We start from the raw sequence: 20220 nt of genomic DNA, 5'->3' as shown, positions 1-20220 counted from the left end.
CGTGCCGAAAACGATACTGCGTGGACCCACGGAATAGGGGCAGGAAATAGCACAAGCGTACCGAAAGTGTCCTTGTACTTCAGGTTTGGTTCGCTCGCGTGCGGACCTGTTCGGTGGCATCGCGGCGCATCCGGGCCGGTGTGCTGCCGGTGGCGCTGCGAAACGCCTTGCCGAACGCGGACGCCGATCGGTACCCGACGCCGGCCGCGATGTCGTCGATGCTGCCGGTGGTGCTGGTCAGCAGCTCGGCCGCGATCGTCATCCGGGTGCGGGTCACGAAATCGGCGACGCCCATCCCGGTGGTGGCGGAGAAGTGCCGGGTCAGGGTGGCCCGGGAGACACCGGCGATGCGGGCCAGCTCGGCGATCGTCCAGTTCCGCTGCGGCTCGCTCACCACGGCGTTGACCACCGCGCGCAGACCCGCGTCCGGGACGGCGGTCCACGGCGCGCTGGGCATCGTGGCGGCGGGGTGGAGCCGGCCGTCGCCGCGGAGCACGAGCGTGAGGACCGCCTCGCACAGCGACGCCAGCATCGCCCCGGCACCCGGACCGTCGAAGGTCGCCTCCCGGCGGATGAGGTCTCCGAGCAGCAGCAGGGGCGAGCCGGTGACGAGATCGAAGGAGGCGTGCATGACGTCGGGCAGGCCGGCGAAAAGCATCTCGCCCGCGCCCGGCCGATAGAGGTAATGCCCGCAGAAGAGATCGACGGTCGGTGTGCCCTCGTCGCGTACGGTCTCCATCGCGTCGCCCTGCTGACGCTCGGCGGAAAGGGTGGGGGTGTCGGCGATGACCCGCATGACGTGGCGCTGGCCGCGGGACAGGACGAGGACGTCGCCCGCGCGCAGATCCACCGTGCGGTTGCCGATCTCCGCTTTGCAGTGCCCCTCGAGGAGGACGTGGAAGGGCACGTTTCCGGGCGCCGCGGGCGGGTTGTCGAGGACGTAGGAGCCCGAGACCAGGCAGCGCAGGTCGACGGCGCAGTCCAGCCGCGCCATCCGGATGAGCGTGCTAATCGCGTCCATGAGCCGATCTCGATGATATCCGAGGGTTGCTCGGCTTGCTGGATCAAGCGGCGGCCGCGCGAATGGTCGTACAATCGCGGCGGGTCGCGGCCGTGAGAGGTCGGGTCGGTGATGAAGCCTTCCGGATTGACATGGATCGGACGCCGGCCAGCGAGCTTGTCCACCATGATCGGCCGGCGCCGGGAGATCGCCGCCGTCCGGGAGCTGGTGCTGCGCCCGTCGGTGCGGCTGCTCACGCTGACCGGCCCGTCCGGCGTGGGCAAGACGAGGCTGGCCGCCCACGCGGCTCTGGAGCTCGACACGGGCTTCGACGGTGCCGGCTACGTCCCGCTCGCGTCGATCGGCGACGTACGGCTCGTCGCGGTCACGGTGGCGCGGGCGCTCGGCGTCGGCGCGCCCGACGAGACGGTCGACGAGGCGTTGCGGGAGTTCCTGTCCCCGCGCCGCACGCTCCTGCTGCTGGACAACGTGGAACATCTGCTGGGCTGCGGGCCGTTCCTGGCCGAGCTCCTGGTGGCCTGCCCCGGTCTGACGGTGCTCGCCACCAGCCGGTCCCGGCTGGGGATCTCCGGCGAGCGGGTTATCGACGTGCCCCCGCTGTCGCTGCCGGCACCAGGGGATCCCGCCGAGCGCCTGGCCGAGTACGACGCGGTGCGACTTTTCGTCGAACGATCCCACGAGGTACGTCCGGACCTTGTCTTCGGCGCCGACGACCTGGACCGGGTCGCGGAGATCTGCCGGCGGCTCGACGGCCTGCCCCTGGCGATCGAACTCGCGGCGGCCCGCACCACGATGCTCGGGCCGGCGGCCCTGCTGGCACGTCTGACGCGCCGGCTGCCGATGCTGACCGGCGGTGCCCGCGACCTCCCGGAGCGGCTGCGGACCATGCGCGTCAGCATCGCCTGGAGCTACGACCTGCTCACCCCCGACGAGCAGGCCCTGTTGCGCCGGCTCGCCGTGTTCGCCGGCGGTTGCTCGCTACCGGCGCTGGAGGCGCTGGCACCCGGGGCCGCCGACCTTGCCCACGTGTTGCTCGACCAGAGCCTGCTGCGGCGCGCGGCCGATACCGGCGAACCGCGGTTCACCATGCTGGAGACGATTCGTGAGTACGCCGCCGAGGCCCTGGCCGCGGCCGGCGAGGAGCAGCCGGCCCGGCGGGACCACGCCGTCTACTTCCATCGGGTGGCGGTCGCGGCCGAGGCCGGGCTGCGCGGGCCGGACCAGCAGCGTCAGCGCGACGCCCTGGAGGCCGAGCTGGACAACCTGCGGACGGCGCTGGCCTGGACGTTGCGCGACGGAGCGACCCGGGCGGACGCGGATCGCGGCCTCGAACTCGTGGCGGCGCTCTGGTACTTCTGGTTCCAGCGCGGTCTCGTCGACGAGGGGCGCGGGTGGCTGGCCAAAGCGCTGACGCTGAGCAAGGCCACGGGCCGGGGGCGTACGCAGGCGTTGCTGGGCGCCGGCACGCTGGCCTGGCGGCAGGGCGACAGCGACGCCGCGCGGGCGCATCTCGACGAAGCCGTCGCTCTCGGGCGGCGCCGGACCGACCGGGGGTCGCTGGCGGAGGCGCTGCACGTACTCGGGCACGTCACCTTCGACCAGCGCGATTACTCGGCGGCCAGCGGATTGTTCGCCGAGAGCCTGGACGCCTACCGGCGGGCCGGTGACACCGTCGGCGGGCTTCCGCTGGTCGGCGATCTCGCTCTGGTCGCCTATCACGAGGGCGACTACGCGCACGCGGCGAGCACGTTGCGGGAGAGCCTGGCGCTCTACCGCGAACACGGGCTCAAGGATCGCGTCGCCGGGGCGCTCAACCTGCTCGGCGACCTGGCGCGGCTGGACGGCGACACGGTACGCGCGGCCGGCCTCTACGAAAGCAGCCTGGCGCTGTGGCGTGAGCTTCGCGGCACCCCCGGGATCGCGTCCGCGCTGCACAAGCTCGGTCAGGTCAGCCGGATCCAGCATGACGGTGCCGGGGCCCGTCGCCGGTTCGTGGAGAGCCTGTCCCTGCAGCGGCAGACCGGAAACCGGCAAGGCATCGGCGAATGTCTGGCGGGCCTCGCCGGGGTCGCCGCGGACGCGGGTGCCGACAACCGTGCCGTCACCTTGTTCGCGGCCGCGCAGGCGTTGCTGGAACGCATCGGGGTCCCGCTCGCTCCGGCCGACCGGGTGGTGCTGGTGGCCGACCTGCACGCCGTACGCAAGCGGTTGTCGCCGGTGGAATTTGAACGTGCGTGGGCCGTGGGGCTGACGTTGCCGGCCGACGAGGCCGCCGGGCTCGCCACGGTGCCGGCGCCCGACTCCGACCCGTTGTCCGCGCGGGAACGTCAGGTGTGCGCACTCGTGGCGCGTGGCCTCACCAACCGCCGGATCGGCACCGAGCTGGGGATCAGCGAGAAGACGGTCGCCAGCCACATCGCGCACATCATGGACAAACTCGACATGCGGTCGCGCGCCCAGATCGCCGTCTGGGCCGCCGGACGATCCATATAATTACCGATTCCCGTACGCCTCGGAGTCGTCAATCATCCCGATGTGCTCCGGACCGCCCGTTCCTAGCGTGTGCGTTCATGACTACTCATCGCATCCCCGGTGGCGGGGAAACAGAACTGTACGTCGAAGAGGCCGGGCCGGTCGGCGCGCAAGCCGTGGTGTTCATGCACGGGCTTTCGCAATGTGGAATGGCTTGGGACGCACAACTGCGATCCGACCTGGCGGACCGATTCCGGCTCGTCACGCTGGATCTGCGCGGACACGGTCGCTCGGCGCGACCGCCGGACGGTTACGGCGACAGCGACCGGTGGGCCGACGACGTCAACGCCGTGCTCGCCGAGCTCGACCTGGAACGCCCGATCCTGTGCGGCTGGTCGTACGGCGGAATTGTGATCGGTGACTATCTGCGGTCGTACGGCGCGGGTGCCCTGGGCGGTGTCGTATTGGTCGCCGCGACCTCGCGAATGGGCGACTCCGCGATGCGTTTCCTCGGCCCGGAATTCGCCGGGTGCCTGCCCGGACTGCTCGCCACCGACGTCGCCGAGAGCATGCGCGCGGTCGAGTCGTTCGTGCGTCTGTGCCGGGAGCGGGAGCCGGGGCCCGACGAGTTCTATCGCGTCCTCGGCTACACCGCGGTGGTGCCGCCGGCCGTGCGCGAGGCGCTGCTGAGCCGGACGATCGACCACGACGATCTCTATGCCGACCTCGACCTGCCGGTGCTGATCGTGCACGGCACGCTGGACCGCGTCATCCTGCCCGCCATGAGCGAACATTTGGCGGCGCTGATCCCGAACGCCACCGCCTCCTATTACGAGGGCGTCGGCCACACACCGTTCCGTGAGGACGCCACACGTTTCAACGAGGAATTGCGTGCTTTCGCCGCGAAGATCTGAGGTGGGTTCGGCGCGGCGGCGATGACGACTAACTTACGACTATGTGTACTCACACCGTTACCAGACGTTCTCTGCTCTTCGGTGCGTCGGCCGGGGCCGTCGCGCTCGCCGCGCCCACGCCGGCGATGGCCTCGGCCGGCCGGAGCGGGTTACAGGACCTGACCCACCCGGTGACCACGGCCTTTCCCGCGTTCGAGCCGGGGGAGGAGCCCGTGCGGCGCACCGCCACCAGCATCGAGGCGGACGGATATTACATGCAGGAGTGGCGGATCCTCGAGCACTTCGGCACGCACGTCGATGCTCCGGCCCACTTCACGGCGGGTGGGCGTACGTCGGAGGAATTGTCGTTGGCCGAACTCATCACGCCGCTGGTGATCGTCGACATCAGTGCGCGGGCCGCCCGGGAACCGGACACCACGGTGAGCGTGGCCGACCTGGTCGCGTACGAGCGCCGATACGACCGGATCCCGCGCGACGCGGCGGTCGTCATGTTCAGCGGCTGGGCCCGTAAGTCGGGGGACGTACGGGCGTACCGGGGAAGCGACGCGGCCGGCGGGCTGCACTTCCCGGGCTTCAGCGCGGCGGCCTGTGAATGGCTGCTGGACAAGCGGCGGATCCGCAGCCTCGGGGTGGACACGCTCAGCATCGATCCGGGTGTCTCCGAAACCTTTGACACGCATCTGATCCTGACCGGCGCGGACCGATACGGGGTGGAGAACATCGCGAACCTGGACCGGGTTCCGCGGCGCGGCGCGACGCTGACCGTGGGGTTGATTCCCTATCAGGACGGGTCGGGCGGGCAGGCCCGGGTGTTCGCGACCTGGTGACGCGTAACCGGGGAACGCACCCAGGGAGGAACCCGGATGCGCGTGGGGCCGGTCTCCGAAAGAATCCGGGGAAGCGACGCCGGTGAGCGTCGTCTCGGGCCGACGGTGAGGGGGCACGGGGTGGGACGCGCCGGGATGGGCAAGCGGATCATGGCCGTGGCGGCCGTCTTAGCCGTGGCGGCGGCGTGCGGCGGCACCGGTGAACCGGCGGCCGCGCCACCCCCGAGCTCGTCGGCCCACAGCGGCCACCAGCAAGGCCCGCTGACCACGGCGCCGCTGCGGGCCGGCGAAAGCTTCACCACGCTGAAGATGCCCCAGCCGTACACGCCGGTGGCGCCGGGCGGCGGCACCGACGAGTACCGCTGTTTCCTGGTGGATCCGCACATCACCACCACGTCCTACCTGACCGGCAGCCAGTTCCTGCCGCAGAACGCGGATATCGTGCACCACGCGATCTTCTTCCGGATCGCTCCCGACGCGGTCGGCGAGGCTCGGGCGCTCGACCAGAAGACTCCGGGCGAGGGCTGGCAGTGCTTCGGCGACTCCGGCGTCACCGGCGACGCGTGGGTGGCCCACTGGGCGCCCGGCGCGAACGAGGTGCTGCTCGGCGAGCATCTGGGATACGAGATGCCGCCGGGCAGCCAGTTGGTCATGCAGGTGCACTACAACCTGTTGGCGACCGGCGGGAAGTCGGGCCAGACCGACCAGTCGAGCATCCGGTTACGCCTCGCCGGGCAGTCCGCGGCCATGCAGAAGCTGGAGACGTTCCAGCTCGGGGCGCCGATCGAGCTGCCCTGCACCGCCCAGGAGAGCGGCCCGCTCTGTGATCGGGCCGCCGCGGTCAAGGACGTCGGCCGGCGCTTCGGCGCGGAGGTCGGCGGCACGGCGGACGGCCTCGCGCAGCAGTGCAGCGGCGGCCGGCCGGTCCCCGGGAACGTCCAGCACTGCGACTATCCGATGCCGGGTGAGGCCACCGTGTACGCCGCGGCCGGCCACATGCACCTGCTCGGCCGTTCCATCAAGATCGAGCTGAACCCGGGAACGGCCGGCGCGCGGACCTTGCTCGACATCCCGCAGTACAACTTCGACGACCAGGCCCTCCGCCCGCTGCCGGCGCCGGTGCGGCTCACCCGCGACGACGTCCTGCGGGTCACCTGCACCCATGACGCGGGTTTGCGCAAGCTGTTGCCGCAGCTTCGTCAGCTCCCGCCGCGCTACGTGGTGTGGGGCGACGGCACCGCGGACGAGATGTGCCTCGGTCTGCTGATCGGGTCCCTGTCCTGACGGATGCACGCGCAAGCGTCGGCGAGAAAGCGAGTGGCGGGATGGCGGACCCGCCACTCGCGGCTCGGGGCTACTTCGCGGTGTCGCGCGCGGCGCGTTCGATGAACGCGGCGGTGGTGGCCGAGTGCGAGACGAAGACCATGTGCGAGGCGCCGTTGACGACCTGGGTGACGCTGTGGGCGCGCTTGGCCATGAATTCCTGGGCGGCCGGCGGAATGTTCTTGTCGGCTCCGGAGATGAGGTCGTAGCTCTTGATGGTGTGCCACGCCTGCGGTCCGGCCGACTTCTCGTCCAGGGCGGCCGCGTCGATCGGGCGCTGGTCGATGGAGTACAGGCGGGCCTGGCCGGCGGGGACGTCGGCGGCGAACTGCTGCCGGAACAGGGTCGGGTCGATGTAGAGGTCGGTGCGGCCGCCGGGCTGCGGGACCTGCTTGAGGGCGGCGCCGAGGGTGCTGCCGGGGAACTTCGCGCTCAGCCCGGACGCGCTTTCCCCGGTCTCCGGGAGGAAGGCGGCGACGTACACCAGCGCCTTGACGTTGGTGTCGCCGGTCGCGGCGGCCGAGATGACGCTGCCGCCGTACGAGTGGCCGACCAGGACGACGGGGCCGCTGATGGTGGTCAGCAGGCTGCGCAGCGCCGCGGCGTCGGAGGCGACGCCGCGGAGCGGGTTCGGGTCGGCGACGACCGGGTAGCCGTCGTCGAGGAGCTTCTTCGTGACGGCATCCCAGCCGCTCGAGTCGGCGAACGCGCCGTGGACGAGAACGACGGTGGGCTTCTGGCCGCCGTCGTGTGCCTGTGCCAAGCCCGGGAGGGCGACGGTGACCGCGGTCGCCGCGATCAGGGTCGCGGCCGCGCCGCCGATTGCCTTTGACTTCCTGGTACGGAACATTGTCAGAGCATCAAGGGGAACGGCGGCCGGTCGCCCCCGTCGTCATCACTGGTCTCGACGGCCCGGAGACGCGGCACACAGTCGGACGGTCCCGCGGCGGCCCCGATCCATGCACGCGGCGGCGGTGGCACGATCGAATGGTGCTCACCGATGACGACATCGCCGCGATGTCGGACGACCAGCGCCGCGTGCTGATCGGCCGGCTGGCCGCCGCCTCGGGTCATGCCGCCCCGGCGCGGCGCCGCCTCGCCGGGCCGCGCCAGGTGCATTTGGCGGTGCTGGTGGTCAGCGCGGTCTTTCTCGCCCCGTGGATCGCCTACCTGGCCGTGACGCTGCCGTCCGACTACTCCGTGCACCACTGGAAGCTCGCCTGGGTGGGCTTCGACGTTCTGCTCATGGTGCTGATCGTGGCGACGCTGGTCCTCGGGTTACGCCGCCGCCTGCTGAGCGTGCTGGTCGGGTTCGCCACCGGCGTGCTGCTGGTCTGCGACGCCGGTCTGGACCTGGTGACCAGCCACCGCGCGGGCCTCGCCGGGTCGGTCGCGAGCGCGGTGCTCGTCGAACTGCCGCTGGCGGTGCTGCTGATGGCCGAGGCCGGCCGGCTGCTGCGGGTGGTGCCGGTGCGCTGGGGCGTGGTGCCGGACGGCACGCCGGTGTGGGACGTCCGGATCCCGCCCGCCACCGACGCGGACTCGTGGCTGCGCCGCGGTTGACTTGGCTGTTTGCGCAGCTAGTGTCGTGCGCATGGTCCTCGGGCTCCTCGGCGCGCTCGGGTCGGCCCTGGGCTATGGTGTCGCCTCCGTGCTGCAGGCGCTCGCCGTCCGCCGGACGGCCCCGGCCGAGGGCCTCGACGTGCGTCTGATGGTCCGGCTCTCGCGGTCCTGGCTCTACCTGCTGGGTCTGGCCGTCGACGGCCTCGCGTTCCTGCTCTCGCTCGCCGCGCTGCGCTCGCTGCCGCTGTTCGTCGTGCAGTCCATCGTGGCGAGCTTCCTGGCGGTCACCGCGGTGCTCGGCGCGCTCGTGCTCAAGATGCCGCTGCGCCGGGCCGACAAGATCGGCATTGCTGTCGTCATCGTCGGACTGGTGCTGGTGGCGCTGTCGGCCGCCGAGGACAAAACGGTCGAGACGACCAGATCGGTCAGTTGGGGTGTTCTGGTGGCGGCGGTCCTGCTGACCGCCGCCGCCGTCCCGCTGGCTCGGATCCGCGGCGCCACCGGTGCGGCCGCCCTGGGCGGCGTGGCGGGGCTCGGCTACGGCGTGGTCGCCGTCGCCACCCGGGTGCTGCCGTCGCCGCTGACGGTCGGCGGGGTGCTCACCGATCCGGCCACCTACGGCCTGGTTCTCTGCGCCGCCGTCGCCCTGCTGACCTACTCCACCGCGATGCAGCGGGGCTCGGTGACCCTCGCGACCGCACCGCTGGTCGTGCTGGAGACCGTCGTCCCGGCCGCGGTCGGCCTGCTGCTGCTCGGGGACCGGCCCCGACCCGGCTGGGGGGCGGTGGCCGCGGCAGGGTTCATCATTGCGGTCGCCGGTGCCCTCAGCCTCGCCCGGCACGGCGAGATCCAGCCTCAAGCCGCGACCCTCGAAGGAGCGAGCCGCTCATGACAACGGTGACCGATCGGCCCCAGAAGGCGTCCGTGGCCCACTCGCCCGAGTCCGCGGCGCCCGAGAAACCCCGGCCGGGCCGCCTGTACGACGACCGCTGGCCGGACCGGTTCGCGCTGGCCATGTTCGCGTTCGCGACCCTGGTCGTCCTGGTCACCGTGATCCCGCCCTGGCACCGCTACTTCATCCGGTCGTCCGATGTCGTCTCGTCGCTCACCATCCCGATCGTGCCCGGCTTCACCTATGCCGCGCTGCTGATCGCCATGGCGGTGGCGCTGCGCCGGCGGCTGCGCGCGGCCTGGTGGCTGCTGCTGATCTGGTGGCTCGTGCTCCCGGAGGTCGGGCGCCTGGTCGCGCTGGCCTCGGACCCGCGGATCACGACGGCCGTGGGCTTCGTGTTCATCGCCGGCGTCATCGTGGTGGCGATCCGGGTGCGTGACCAGTTCTCGTCGCGTCAGGTCGCCGGCAGCATCGCCGCGGCCGTCGCCTGCTTCGTCGTCGGTGGCCTGGCCGTGCTGGGCGTGGGCGCGGTGCTGGTCCGCCGGTTCGGGACGGCGGACAGCCTGCCGGCGGCGGCGCTGCACGTCTTCGACTCCATGCTCGGCGACCTCGGGCGGGTCTCCGACGGCCCGGTGATCACCGCGCCGTTGTGGGTGCGGGTGGTGACCGGACTGGTCGGCGCCGCGGTGGTGCTGACCTCGGCGCATCTGCTGTTCCGGGCGCCGCGCACCACGCACATGCTCAACGCGGCCGACGAGGCGCGGGTGCGCACGCTGCTGCGCGACTTCGGGGACCACGACTCGCTCGGCTACTTCGCGACCCGGCGCGACAAGGCGGTCGTCTGGGACACCGGCGATCCGGCCACCGCCACCGCCGGGGTCTCCTACCGGGTGGTCGGCTCGGTTTCGCTGGCCAGCGGCAACCCGCTCGGCGATCCGGCCCGGTGGCCGGCCGCGATCGAGGCGTGGCGCCGTCTTGCCCGCTCCGGCGGCTGGTCGCTCGCGGTCATGGGGGCCGGGCGGGAGGGTGCCGAGGCGTACGCGGGAATTGGTCTTACCGCGTACGAGATCGGTGACGAGGCGGTGCTCGATCTGGGGACGTTCTCGCTCAGCAAGCCCGGTCTGAAAGCGGTGCGCCAGTCGGTGGCGCGGCTGCAGCGGCGGGGCTACACGACGGTGGTCTGCCGCCATGGCGCGCTGACGCCGGCCGACTTCGAGGCGATGAACACGGATGCTGCGCAGTGGCGCGGCGACGGCGGTGACGAGCGGGGCTTCTCGATGGCGCTCGGCCGGCTCGGCGATCCGCTGGACGACGAGTGCGTGATGGTGCAGGCACGCGACGGCGAGGGGCGGCTGCGCGGCTTTCTCAGCTTCGTGCCGTGGGGCCGCAACGGGCTTTCGCTCGACCTCATGCGCCGCGATCCCAGCGCGGACAACGGTCTCGTCGAGCTGATGGTCGCGGCGCTCGCCGAGCGGTCGGCGACGCTGGGCGCGGGGCGGGTCTCGCTGAACTTCGCGATGTTCCGCGAGGCGTTCGAACGGGGTGCGGAGATCGGTGCCGGCCCGATCGCGCGGCTGTGGCGGCAGTCGCTGGTGCTGGCCAGCCGTAACTGGCAGCTCGAATCGCTCTACCGCTCGAACGCCAAGTATCTGCCGGACTGGGAGCCGCGGTTCCTCTGCTTCGAATACACCTCCGACCTGCCGCGGGTGGGCACGGCCGCCGGGAACGCCGAGGGCTTCCTGACCGCTCCGCATCTGAGCCTGCTGCGCCGCCGGGGTGCCGAAACGGACGGGGACCATCTCGACCGGGCCGGGGCGGACTATGCCGCGAAGGTCCGGGCGCTGATCCCGGCGCCACCGGACGCGCTCGCCGACGCGCTTTCCAAGATGAAACAGCCAGAGCAGGTTCGCGTACGCCGTGACAAAGTGCGCCGGATGCGAGAGCGCGGCATCGACCCGTACCCGGTCGGTCATCGCCGCACCCACACGCTCGCTGAGGTGCGTGCCGAGGCCGGCGACCTGCCACCCGACACCCGCACCGGCAAGCAGGTCTCGGTGGCCGGTCGCGTGCTGCTCAAACGCGACATGGGCAAGCTCGGTTTCGCCACCCTCCGGGACGGCAGCGGCGACCTGCAGATCATGGTGGCGTGCGACAGTGTGCCGCCGGAGACCTACGACCTGTGGCGCCACGACGTCGACCTCGGCGACCACGTCGGCGTCACCGGCGAGGTGGTCACCACGCGCCGTGGCGAGCTGTCGGTGGCCGCCACCGAGCTGCGGATCACCAGCAAGTCCTTGCGCCCGTTGCCGGACAAGCATCGTGGCCTCACCGACGCCGAGTCGCGCATCCGGAACCGCTACGTCGACCTGATCGTGCGACCGGACGCGCGGGACATCGCCTACAAACGCTCCACAGTGGTCGCCAGCGTCCGCGACTCGTTGCGGCGGCGCGGTTTCGTCGAGGTCGAGACACCGGTCCTGCAACAGGTGCACGGCGGTGCCAACGCGCGCCCGTTCGAGACCCACATCAACGCGTACGACCTCGACATGTATTTGCGCATCGCGACCGAGCTGCACCTCAAACGGCTGGTGGTGGGCGGCATGGAGAAGGTGTTCGAGGTGGGCCGCCAGTTCCGCAACGAGGGCGCCGACTTCAAGCACAATCCCGAGTTCACCTCGCTGGAGGTCTACGAGACCTACGGCGACTACGACACGATGCGGGTGCTCACGCAGGAAATCGTTCAGGAGGCGGCGGTCGCGGTCTACGGTTCGCCGATCGCGCGGCGCGACGGCGTCGAGTACGACCTGTCGGGTGACTGGCCGGTCAAAACGATCTGCGCGGCGGTCTCCGAGAAGCTGGGCGAGGAGATCACGGCGGACACCCCCTTCCGGACTCTGATGGTCCATGCTGGACGGATCGGGCTGGAACTGCCGGAGGAGGCGTCGTGGGGCTTCGTGCTCGAGGAGATCTACGGTGAGCTCTGCGAGGGCACGACCACGACGCCGGTCTTCTACACCGACTTCCCGAAGGACAACGCCCCGCTGACCCGGCAGCACCGCGTCGACCCGCGCCTGGCCGAGAAGTGGGACCTGGTCATCTTCGGCGCCGAACAGGGCACCGCGTACTCCGAGCTCATCGACCCGATCGACCAGCGGGAGCGACTGGTGGCCCAGTCGTTGCTGGCCGCCGCCGGCGACCCCGAGGCGATGCAGGTCGACGAGGACTTCCTCATCGCGCTGGAGTACGGCATGCCACCCACCGGTGGCATGGGGATGGGCATCGACCGCCTGGTCATGAACCTGACCGGACTGAGCATCCGGGACACCATCCTGTTCCCGATCGTCCGGCCGAACTGACTACGCGAGTTGCGTCGCCAAGCCGTCGAGGAGGCGCTGCAGCCCGTACTCCAGCAGCATGTCGAGGGTCAGCTCGGGATCCTCGGAGGCGACGAAACGGGCCATCAGCGGCAGCTTGCCGGTGGCCAGGACGTCGGTGAAACGCTGCTCCTGGCCCTGCATCCATTGCTCATCGGTCAGGCCGGTCTCCTGGACGGCCTGGGCCTCGTCCTCCAGGTTGACGGCCGTGCCGCGCACGTAGTTGGCGATGGTCACCGCGGCCCGGAACTGGGTGCTCGGGTCCAGACCGTGGCCTTCCAAGGCGCGCATCGCCCACTCGGTGTGGGCCATCGCGTGCGGGGCCAGCAGCGGGCGGGTGAAGGACACGGCCTGGGCCAGCCAGGTGTGCCGGCGGTACATCGACCACTGCAGCCGGGCCAGGGCTTCCAGGCAGGCGCGCCAGCCGTCGCGGGCCGGATCGAGCCGGGGCGGCGGAGGGTTGGCCGCCATCACCTTGTCCATCATGAGCAGGACCAGCTCCTCCTTGTCCTGGACGTGGCGGTAGACCGACATCGTGGGCATGCTCAGCTCGCCGGCCAGGCGGCGCATGGACAGCCCCTGCAGGCCCTCGGCGTCGGCGATCGTGATGGCGGTGCGGACGACCAGATCGCGGTCGGGGCTGGTGCCCGGCGGCGGGGCGTTGCCGCTGACCACCGTGCCGACCCCGGGCCGGGCGCGCACCAGGCCCTCGTCGCGCAGGTGGGCGATCACTTTGGTCGCGGTGGCCATCGCGACGCCGTACTCGGCCATGATCTGGCGGGTCGACATGATGCGTTCGCCCGGCGGCGGCTCGCCCGCGGCGATGCGGGCGGCAAGCTCGGCGGCGATCCGGCGGGACACGGTCTGCACTAGTGCACCTTAGCCCGGCGCACTACCCACACAGGGGTGCTAGCACTACCGATTTCCGGGGTAGTGCGCTCGTACGGTGTACTCATGACTGACGTGGTAAGGCTTGAGTCCCTCTCCAGAACGTACGACGGTGGCGTCACCGCCCTCGACGGGGTGACCGCCGCGTTCCCGGCCGGCAGCTTCACCGCCGTGATGGGTCCCTCCGGCTCGGGCAAGAGCACGCTGCTGCAGTGCGCGGCCGGGCTCGACCGGCCCACCAGCGGCCGGGTGTTCATCGACGGCGCCGAGCTGACGGCCACAAAGGACACCGCGATGACGAAGTTCCGGCGGACCCGGGTCGGTTTCGTCTTCCAGGACTACAACCTGCTGCCGTCGCTGACCGTCGCGCAGAACGTCGTGCTTCCGTTGCGCCTGGCCGGGCGCCGGGCCGACCGCCGCCGCGTTCGGATGGTCCTCGGGCAGCTGGGGCTCGGCGACCGTACGGACGAATTGCCGGAGCGGCTGTCCGGTGGCCAGCGGCAGCGGGTGGCCGTGGCTCGCGCGCTGGTCGCGGAGCCGGCGGTCGTCTTCGCGGACGAGCCCACCGGCGCGCTCGACCTGCGGAGCGCCCGGCAGGTGCTGACGTTGCTGCGGTCGGTGGTGCACGAGCACGGGCGTACGGTCGTCATGGTCACGCACGACCCGGTCGCCGCCGCGTACGCGGATGCCGTGCTCTTCCTCGCCGACGGCCGGCTGGCCGGGTCGCTGCGGGCGCCCACCGCCGACGCCGTGGCCGAGCGCCTGGCCCACCTCGGCGACCGCGTGGGGGTGGCGGCATGATCGCCGTCGCGTGGCGCAACGTGCGGCACCGCCCGGGCGGGTTCGTCGCCACCTTCCTGTCCGCGTTCCTGGGCGCGGCCCTGCTGATGGCCTTCGCGTCGCTGCTCGACACAGCGTCCGATGTGGACGAGACCAGCGGCGAGTCGTTGTCCACCACCGGAAGTGTCGGCGACGGCTGGTGCCTGATCATCGTCGCGTTCGCCGTCACGTCCACGCTGACGCTCGCCGTGCGGCAACGCGAACAACAGATCGCCTTGCTGCGCTCGGTCGGTGCGACCGGGCCGCAACTGCGCCGCATGATCGTGGGGGAGGCCGTCGTGGTGGCGCTGGTCGCCTCGGCGGTGGCTGTGCCGGTCGGGTGGCTGCTCGGGCGGGTGCTCGTGGATCTGTTGCGGGACACGGGTCAGGTGGCCTCCACTGTGGATGCCAGATTCGGTCCGATCGCGTTGACTGTGGGCTTCGGGGTCACGGTGCTCGGCTCGCTCGTTGCGGGTGTCGCCACGTCCCGGCGTACGGCTGCTCATGGTCCTCGGCGGCAGCGGCCGTGGCGTCGGCGCATCGTCGCCGGGCTGTTCCTGCTGACCGGTGCGAACTGCGCCGTGCTGACCGCGACGCTGATGGACGGCAAGGGCATCGACGCCATGCAGACCGCCGGTCAGGCCGGCATCTGGGCATCGATCGGCCTGGCTCTGCTGGCGCCCGAGCTGCTGCGTCTGGTCACGGCCGTTTTATTGCCCGTCGTACGCCTCTTCGGCGCACCCGGCGAACTCGCGTTGCGGGAGCCGCGGCTGGCGTCGGCGGTGATGCCGGTGCTCATCTTCACCGGCATCGCGACCGGCACGGTCTACATGCAGGGCATCGAGGACCGTGCGGCGCGGGGGCAGATCCCGTCCGGCTACGCCCAGGACATCAAGACGCTCAACTACGTGGTGGTCGGCATGATCACGGTCTTCGTGGCCATCATGCTCGTGAACACGTTGATCGCTGCCACCGCCCATCGGCGCCGTGAGTTCGCTCAGCAGCGGCTGGCCGGCGCGACCCGGGGCCAGGTGCTCGGGATGGTCGCGCTGGAAGGTGTGCTGATCACGGTGACCGGTGTGCTGGGTGGGCTGGCCGCGTCGATGTTCACGATTCTGCCGTTCGGTTCGGCGCGGGCCGGCCGGGTCTGGCCGGAGGCTTCGCCGCTGGCGTTCGGCATCGTGGCGGTGATCGCGGCGGGGCTCACCGCGGCGGCGCTGGTGCAGACGGCCCGGCGGACGGTGCGGGGCCCGGCCACCGCCGCGGCCCACGCTTGAGCCGGCGACGAATCCGAGGTCTTCGCGCACTACGACCTGCCGTACCAGGCCGGCATGGGAGGCGAGCGGCGGTTGGCGCGCCGCTGAGGCGCTACGCCGGACTCAGGCTGGGCGCCGGGGTCCGGTTCGCTTGCTGCCGCCAGTCGCCCGCTGTCGCGCCGAACTCCTGGTGGAAGGCGCGGTTGAAGGTCCGGACGTTGGCGAATCCGGCCATCGCCGCCACCCGGCCGATCGAGAGTCCGATGTACTTGGTGTCGACCAGCAGGTTGCGCGCCGCCAGCAGCCGCTGGGTGCGGACGTAGACCCCGGGGGTAGTGTCGATGCGCTCGAAGAGGCGGTAGAGCTGCCGTACCGAGATGTGGTGCCGCCGGGCCAGCTCCTCGGCGCCGAGCGGTTCGCAGAGATGAGCCCGCACGTACGCCTTCACCACGTCGAGCAGCACGGGATCCGCACCGTCGGGTGCCGCGACGTCAGGGCTGCGCAATGCCATGACCAGCAGGGCGATCGCCGCTTGGCCGGCGTCGGCCCGCTGCACGGCGGTGAGGTCGGCCGCGGACCTGTCGAGTTGATCGAGATAGTGGGCGAGAAGTTTCGTCGCCGCGGAATGAACCCGCAGCCGCGGGATGCTCTCGTCGATCTCGCGTAGCCCCGGGGGCAGTATGTCGCGCGAGAATTTGATGAGCTGGGTCTCGCTGTCGCCTTCGGTAGCCAGCTCCCACACACTGTGAGCCTGGTAGAGCACGGCGTCGCCGAGGCTCAGCGCGGCGAACTGGCCGTCCTGGCGTACCCGGGAATTTCCGGATATGCCGACCGAAATCCCCAGCATTTCGTCGCCGGTGGATTTCGCGGCGAGGCGTTGGGTGCGGACGACCCGGAAGGAGCCGCCCAGCGTCGACACTCGCATCAGCCCGACCGACTCGCTGAGGACCTGCTCGGTGCAGCGAACGCGGCAACCGTTCCCGGCATGGACGACGGTCGGAATGAAACAGTCACATGCCAGCTGATCCATTTCCGCACTGGTCAGATAGTCACTCGACACGCTCCCCGAACGCTGACGTGGCGGGGTTATTCATGCCGTCGCGCGTGGCCGTGACCACACCCGTCCAGAGTGTGTTCCACGTTACCCCGTCCGGAAGGACAATTTCTGCCCGGCCGGTGGCGTCTCCTGCCCGATTCGATTCGACGCCGGCACTTTGATATTCGGGCCTGCCTAAAGTCGTGAGTATGATCGATGTTCCGTTGTCCGCACTGGAAATGCTGGTAGCCGATGCGGCTCATCCGTTCCCGGACGGCCAAGGGCTGCTCGACGTCGCGCGAACCGTGGAAAGGCTGGGGTACCGCCGAATCTGGTACGCCGAGCATCATGGCTCGCCCGCGCTGGTCGCTTTTCCGCCGGCGGTTGCGATCGCCGGGGCGGCTTCGGCAACCTCGACGATCCGGGTCGGGTCCGGGGGCGTCCTGGCGGTCAATCAGCCGGCCGTGACGGTGGCCGAGCAGTTCGAGGCGTTGAGCGCGTTCTTCCCCGGGCGGATCGACCTCGGCATCGGCCGCGGTCCCGGCTCGAATGATGCGGCGCTGCTGCGCGCATTGCGGTGGGGTGCGGAACCGGCCTCCGACGCGGAGTACCAGAGCAACGTGGCGGAGATCCTCCGGCGCGTGGGCGAGCAGGCCGTTCCGGCCGAACCGTGGCTGCTCGCGTCCAGCCCGGCCGGCGCGGCGCTGGCCGCTCGGCTGGGCGTGCCCATGGCGTTCGCGTATCAGCTACGGCCGGACAACGCCGCGGAGTCGGTGGAGATCTATCGCCGCGAGTTCCGCCCGTCGCGATGGAGCGAGACCCCGAAGCTGATGCTGGGCGTCTCCACGCTGTGCGCCGAGACGCAGGAAGCGGCTGACGCGCTGGGGCGGCCCGCGGAGATCCTGCTGGGCCGGATCGGCACCCGGCAGGAACCACAGGCCCTCTTGGATGTCGCGGCCGCGGCCGAATACCAATTCACCGACGAGGAAAGCGCCTTTCTTGACCTGATGCGCCCCACCATCGCCGCCGGTCCGCCCGAGGTGGTCCGGGCGCATCTGACCGAATTGGCGGACACCTTCGCGGCGGACGAAATAATCCTCGTCACCGTGCTCACCGATCCGAAGGACCGCGCCCATTCGTACGAGCTCATCATGGGGGAATAGTGAGGTAGCTGACGTCCGGTTCGCTTGACCTCCAGCGCTGGAGGTTCCGCAGACTCGAAGGCATGACCGAGGCGCTGACGATTCAGCAGGTGTCGCGGCTCACCGGGCTCAGCGTGACCAACCTGCGGTACTACGAGGAGATCGCGCTGATCGATCCGGTGCCGCGCGACGAGAGCAGTGGTCATCGCCGCTACCCGCCCGACATGGTCGAGCGCATCGAGTCGCTGGCCCACCTGCGGGCGGCCGGCCTGCCGATCGACGCGATGCGCACGCTGATCGCCGCACGCGGCCACGGTCCGCAGACGATCGCCACCAAGATCCACCTGCTCGAAACGCACCGCGAGCAGGTGGACACGGAGATCCAGGCTCTGCTCGCCCGTCGTGACTACCTCGACAACCGCATCGCCCACTGGCGCGCCCGGCTGGCCGATGACCCGGCCGCGGCGGACGCCCTCGACGACCAGGCCGGCGCCCTGGTCGAACGACTCGCCTGACGGCAACCACGCCGGCCGTCGCCGGCCGTAACCACAAATCGGGGAATCCTCATGTCTACGACCGCGTCCGCACCCGCAGTGAACCGAACGTCCGCACCGGACCGGCCCTGGCTGATCTTCACGCTCGTGGGCATCGCGCAGTTCATGGTGGTGCTCGACATCGCCATCATCAACGTCGCCATTCCGGTCATGAAGGCCTACCTCCGGACGTCCGACAGCTCGATCCAATGGGTGGTGACCGCCTACGTGCTGGCCTTCGGGGGATGCCTGCTGCTGGGCGGGCGCGCCGGCGACTTCTACGGCCGCCGGCGCGTGCTGGTCACCGGCATGATCGCGTTCACCGTGTTCTCGTTGCTCATCGCGATCAGCACCTCGCTGCCGGAAATGATCATCTTCCGCGGCCTGCAAGGGTTGTCCGCCGCCTTGATGGCGCCCAGCGCGCTGTCGATCGTCATCGTCACCTTCCCGGAAGCGCGGCAGCGGGGAAAGGCCCTCGGATACTGGTCGCTGATCGCCACCGGCGGCGCCGCGGTCGGCCTGCTGCTCGGCGGAGTCCTGACCCAGTACGCCGGCTGGCGCTGGAACTTCCTCATCAACGTCCCCGTCGGCGTCGTGATCAGCATCCTGGTCACGCGCCTGGTGCCCGCCCACGCGCCGCAGCACCGGTCGCGCTCGCTGGACATCCCGGGGGCGGCCCTGGTCACGGTCGGGTTGATGGGCGTGGTCTTCGGGTTCAGCGAGGCGCCGGAACGGGGCTGGGGGAGTGCCGCCACCATCGGTGCCCTCGCCGGCGCGGTGCTCGCGCTGAGCGCCTTCGTGCTCCGGGAATCGCGGGTGGCGCAACCCCTGATCGACCTGACGATGTTCCGGTTCCGCAACCTCACCGGCGCAAACCTGATCATGGCCTGTGTGTACGGCGGCAACCTCGGCGCGTTCTTCGTGCTCACCCTGTGGATGCAGGACATTCAGGGCTGGAGCGCCATCCAGACCGGCCTCGCGTTCGCGCCCCTCCCGGTCATCCTCGGCGGCATCTCGACCCGGATGGGCGAGCTGATCCACCGTTTCGGCCCTCGCCCCTTCCTCATCGCGGGGCCGAGCCTGGTCGTCCTCGGCATGGTGTGGCTGTGCTTCCTGCCGGTGCACGGAAGTTACGTCCGATCGGTGCTGCCCAGCCTGCTGATCATGGGAGTCGGCTACGGCATGACGTTCGCACCGACCTACGCCGCCGCCACCGCCGGACTGGCGCCGCATCAGGCCGGTGCCGCGTCCGGGCTGATCACCACCGCGCAGCAGGTCGGCGGCGCGGTCGGCCTCGCGATCCTCGCCGGCGTGGCCGCCTCCGTCACCGCCGGTCACCGCCACCCGGAGACCGCCGCTGCCATCACCACCGGCTACGACGCCGGCATGGTGGTGGCCGCCGCGCTCACCCTGGTCGCGGTCGTGATCGCGGCCACCGTCATCCGGCGCCGATAGCTACGCCAGCGACATGCCCTGGGCAAGGTCGCCGGGTGTCGGCCGACGCAGCCCGCCGAACCACTGGTTGGCGGCGATCTCCCGGGCGACCCTGTGGTCGTCGGCGCTGTCGCCGGTGGTGACGTGCAGGGCGATGGTCTGGTTGCAGCCGTAGATGAGGAGCCTGCTGGTGGTCAGGGTGTCCAGGTCGGGGGAGGCGTGGCCGGCCTTCTGCTCGGCGCGCAGCCACTGCTCCGACAGGTCGAGGAACCTGTCCAGCTCGGCGTTCCAGTGCTCGCGCACGGTGCGGTCGTATGCCGAGACCTCGAGGATGGCGACGAGGATGTGCGCGCGTTCGCGGTAGTAGCGGATCACCTCGAACAGCGTCTCGGCGAGCCCGTCGAAACCGCTCGGGTCGCCGGGATGCCACCGGTTGACGATCTCGTACGCGTCGATGCCCAGCCGGTTACCCATGCGGATCAGAACCGCGCTCTTCTCCCGGAAGTAGAGGTAGAGGGTCGAGCGGGCCAGACCCGCCTCGTCGGCGATCTGCTTCATGGTGAGCTCGGTGAAGCCCGTGCCGCCCCGGAGCAACCGCTCGGTGGCGGCGATGACCCCCGCCTCGATGTTGTCGCGGCGCTCCGCCGAGGCGGCCGGCCGGTGGAGAGCGGTCATCGGCCAATCCTACGGCGAGACGAAGGCCACGTTTCGCGCGTGTGAGGTTCT

17 protein-coding genes are annotated in these 20220 nt (G+C 70.6%); 12 read left to right on the top strand and 5 right to left on the bottom strand.

Features of this window, described 5'->3' with window-relative positions; genetic code table 11:
* Nucleotides 1-79: 79 nt before the first annotated feature.
* Nucleotides 80-1021, bottom strand: a complete 942-nt coding sequence (locus HH310_RS02655) for an AraC family transcriptional regulator (protein ID WP_169173721.1) — start codon at nt 1019-1021, stop codon at nt 80-82.
* 165 nt (nt 1022-1186) lie between these two features.
* Here HH310_RS02655 and HH310_RS02650 point away from each other — a divergent pair, with 165 nt between their 5' ends.
* From HH310_RS02650 to HH310_RS02635, 4 genes are all read left to right on the top strand, one after another.
* A complete protein-coding gene (locus tag HH310_RS02650) occupies nt 1187-3514 on the top strand; it encodes a tetratricopeptide repeat protein (RefSeq protein WP_169173720.1) in 2328 nt (775 codons plus the stop codon).
* A gap of 77 nt (nt 3515-3591) precedes the next feature.
* Complete coding sequence (locus HH310_RS02645) at nt 3592-4407, top strand: alpha/beta fold hydrolase (RefSeq protein ID WP_169173719.1); 816 nt, start codon at nt 3592-3594, stop codon at nt 4405-4407.
* A gap of 41 nt (nt 4408-4448) precedes the next feature.
* Nucleotides 4449-5234 (top strand): cyclase family protein, encoded by a 786-nt coding sequence (locus HH310_RS02640; protein WP_169173718.1) that lies wholly within the window; start codon nt 4449-4451, stop codon nt 5232-5234.
* Between the two features lie 120 nt (nt 5235-5354).
* Nucleotides 5355-6518: a monooxygenase gene (locus HH310_RS02635; RefSeq protein WP_312033777.1), complete on the top strand. Its 1164-nt coding sequence runs from the start codon at nt 5355-5357 to the stop codon at nt 6516-6518.
* A gap of 70 nt (nt 6519-6588) precedes the next feature.
* Here the strand turns inward: HH310_RS02635 and HH310_RS02630 are convergent, their stop codons facing one another.
* Nucleotides 6589-7407, bottom strand: a complete 819-nt coding sequence (locus tag HH310_RS02630; RefSeq protein WP_169173717.1) for an alpha/beta fold hydrolase — start codon at nt 7405-7407, stop codon at nt 6589-6591.
* A gap of 137 nt (nt 7408-7544) precedes the next feature.
* On the opposite strand from HH310_RS02630, the gene HH310_RS02625 reads away from it, so the two are divergent.
* Genes HH310_RS02625 through lysX form a run of 3 tightly spaced genes read left to right on the top strand, consistent with a single transcriptional unit; the run spans nt 7545 to nt 12368 of the window.
* The gene (locus HH310_RS02625; RefSeq protein WP_169173716.1) at nt 7545-8120 is read left to right on the top strand and encodes a hypothetical protein; all 576 of its coding nucleotides are present in this window, start codon (nt 7545-7547) and stop codon (nt 8118-8120) included.
* A gap of 31 nt (nt 8121-8151) precedes the next feature.
* Nucleotides 8152-9012 carry a hypothetical protein gene (locus HH310_RS02620; protein ID WP_169173715.1) on the top strand — a complete coding sequence of 287 codons (861 nt, stop codon included), beginning with the start codon at nt 8152-8154 and terminating at the stop codon, nt 9010-9012.
* Nucleotides 9009-12368, top strand: coding sequence for a bifunctional lysylphosphatidylglycerol synthetase/lysine--tRNA ligase LysX (gene lysX, locus HH310_RS02615; protein ID WP_169173714.1), 3360 nt, complete (start codon nt 9009-9011; stop codon nt 12366-12368). Before HH310_RS02620 ends, lysX begins: the two co-directional genes overlap by 4 nt.
* On the opposite strand, the gene HH310_RS45195 is transcribed toward lysX, so the two are convergent.
* Nucleotides 12369-13256 (bottom strand): TetR/AcrR family transcriptional regulator C-terminal domain-containing protein, encoded by an 888-nt coding sequence (locus tag HH310_RS45195; protein ID WP_312033776.1) that lies wholly within the window; start codon nt 13254-13256, stop codon nt 12369-12371.
* Between the two features lie 84 nt (nt 13257-13340).
* Here HH310_RS45195 and HH310_RS02605 point away from each other — a divergent pair, with 84 nt between their 5' ends.
* On the top strand, nt 13341-14075 hold the full coding sequence (locus tag HH310_RS02605) for an ABC transporter ATP-binding protein (RefSeq protein WP_169173713.1): 735 nt from the start codon (nt 13341-13343) through the stop codon (nt 14073-14075).
* On the top strand, nt 14072-15370 hold the full coding sequence (locus tag HH310_RS02600; RefSeq protein ID WP_169173712.1) for an FtsX-like permease family protein: 1299 nt from the start codon (nt 14072-14074) through the stop codon (nt 15368-15370). Before HH310_RS02605 ends, HH310_RS02600 begins: the two co-directional genes overlap by 4 nt.
* Before the next feature lie 91 nt (nt 15371-15461).
* On the opposite strand, the gene HH310_RS02590 is transcribed toward HH310_RS02600, so the two are convergent.
* Nucleotides 15462-16274 carry an AraC family transcriptional regulator gene (locus tag HH310_RS02590; protein WP_169173711.1) on the bottom strand — a complete coding sequence of 271 codons (813 nt, stop codon included), beginning with the start codon at nt 16272-16274 and terminating at the stop codon, nt 15462-15464.
* Nucleotides 16275-16594: 320 nt separating this feature from the next.
* Here HH310_RS02590 and HH310_RS02585 point away from each other — a divergent pair, with 320 nt between their 5' ends.
* From HH310_RS02585 to HH310_RS02575, 3 genes are all read left to right on the top strand, one after another.
* On the top strand, nt 16595-17548 hold the full coding sequence (locus HH310_RS02585) for an MsnO8 family LLM class oxidoreductase (RefSeq protein WP_211191626.1): 954 nt from the start codon (nt 16595-16597) through the stop codon (nt 17546-17548).
* Between the two features lie 62 nt (nt 17549-17610).
* A complete protein-coding gene (locus HH310_RS02580; protein WP_169173710.1) occupies nt 17611-18042 on the top strand; it encodes a MerR family transcriptional regulator in 432 nt (143 codons plus the stop codon).
* Nucleotides 18043-18093: 51 nt separating this feature from the next.
* Nucleotides 18094-19515, top strand: coding sequence for a DHA2 family efflux MFS transporter permease subunit (locus HH310_RS02575; RefSeq protein WP_169173709.1), 1422 nt, complete (start codon nt 18094-18096; stop codon nt 19513-19515).
* Here the strand turns inward: HH310_RS02575 and HH310_RS02570 are convergent, their stop codons facing one another.
* Nucleotides 19516-20169 carry a TetR/AcrR family transcriptional regulator gene (locus HH310_RS02570; protein WP_169173708.1) on the bottom strand — a complete coding sequence of 218 codons (654 nt, stop codon included), beginning with the start codon at nt 20167-20169 and terminating at the stop codon, nt 19516-19518.
* Nucleotides 20170-20220 lie beyond the last annotated feature (51 nt).

Source organism: Actinoplanes sp. TBRC 11911 (assembly GCF_012933445.1).
GTDB lineage: Bacteria > Actinomycetota > Actinomycetes > Mycobacteriales > Micromonosporaceae > Actinoplanes.
This window is presented reverse-complemented; position numbering and strand designations above follow the sequence as displayed.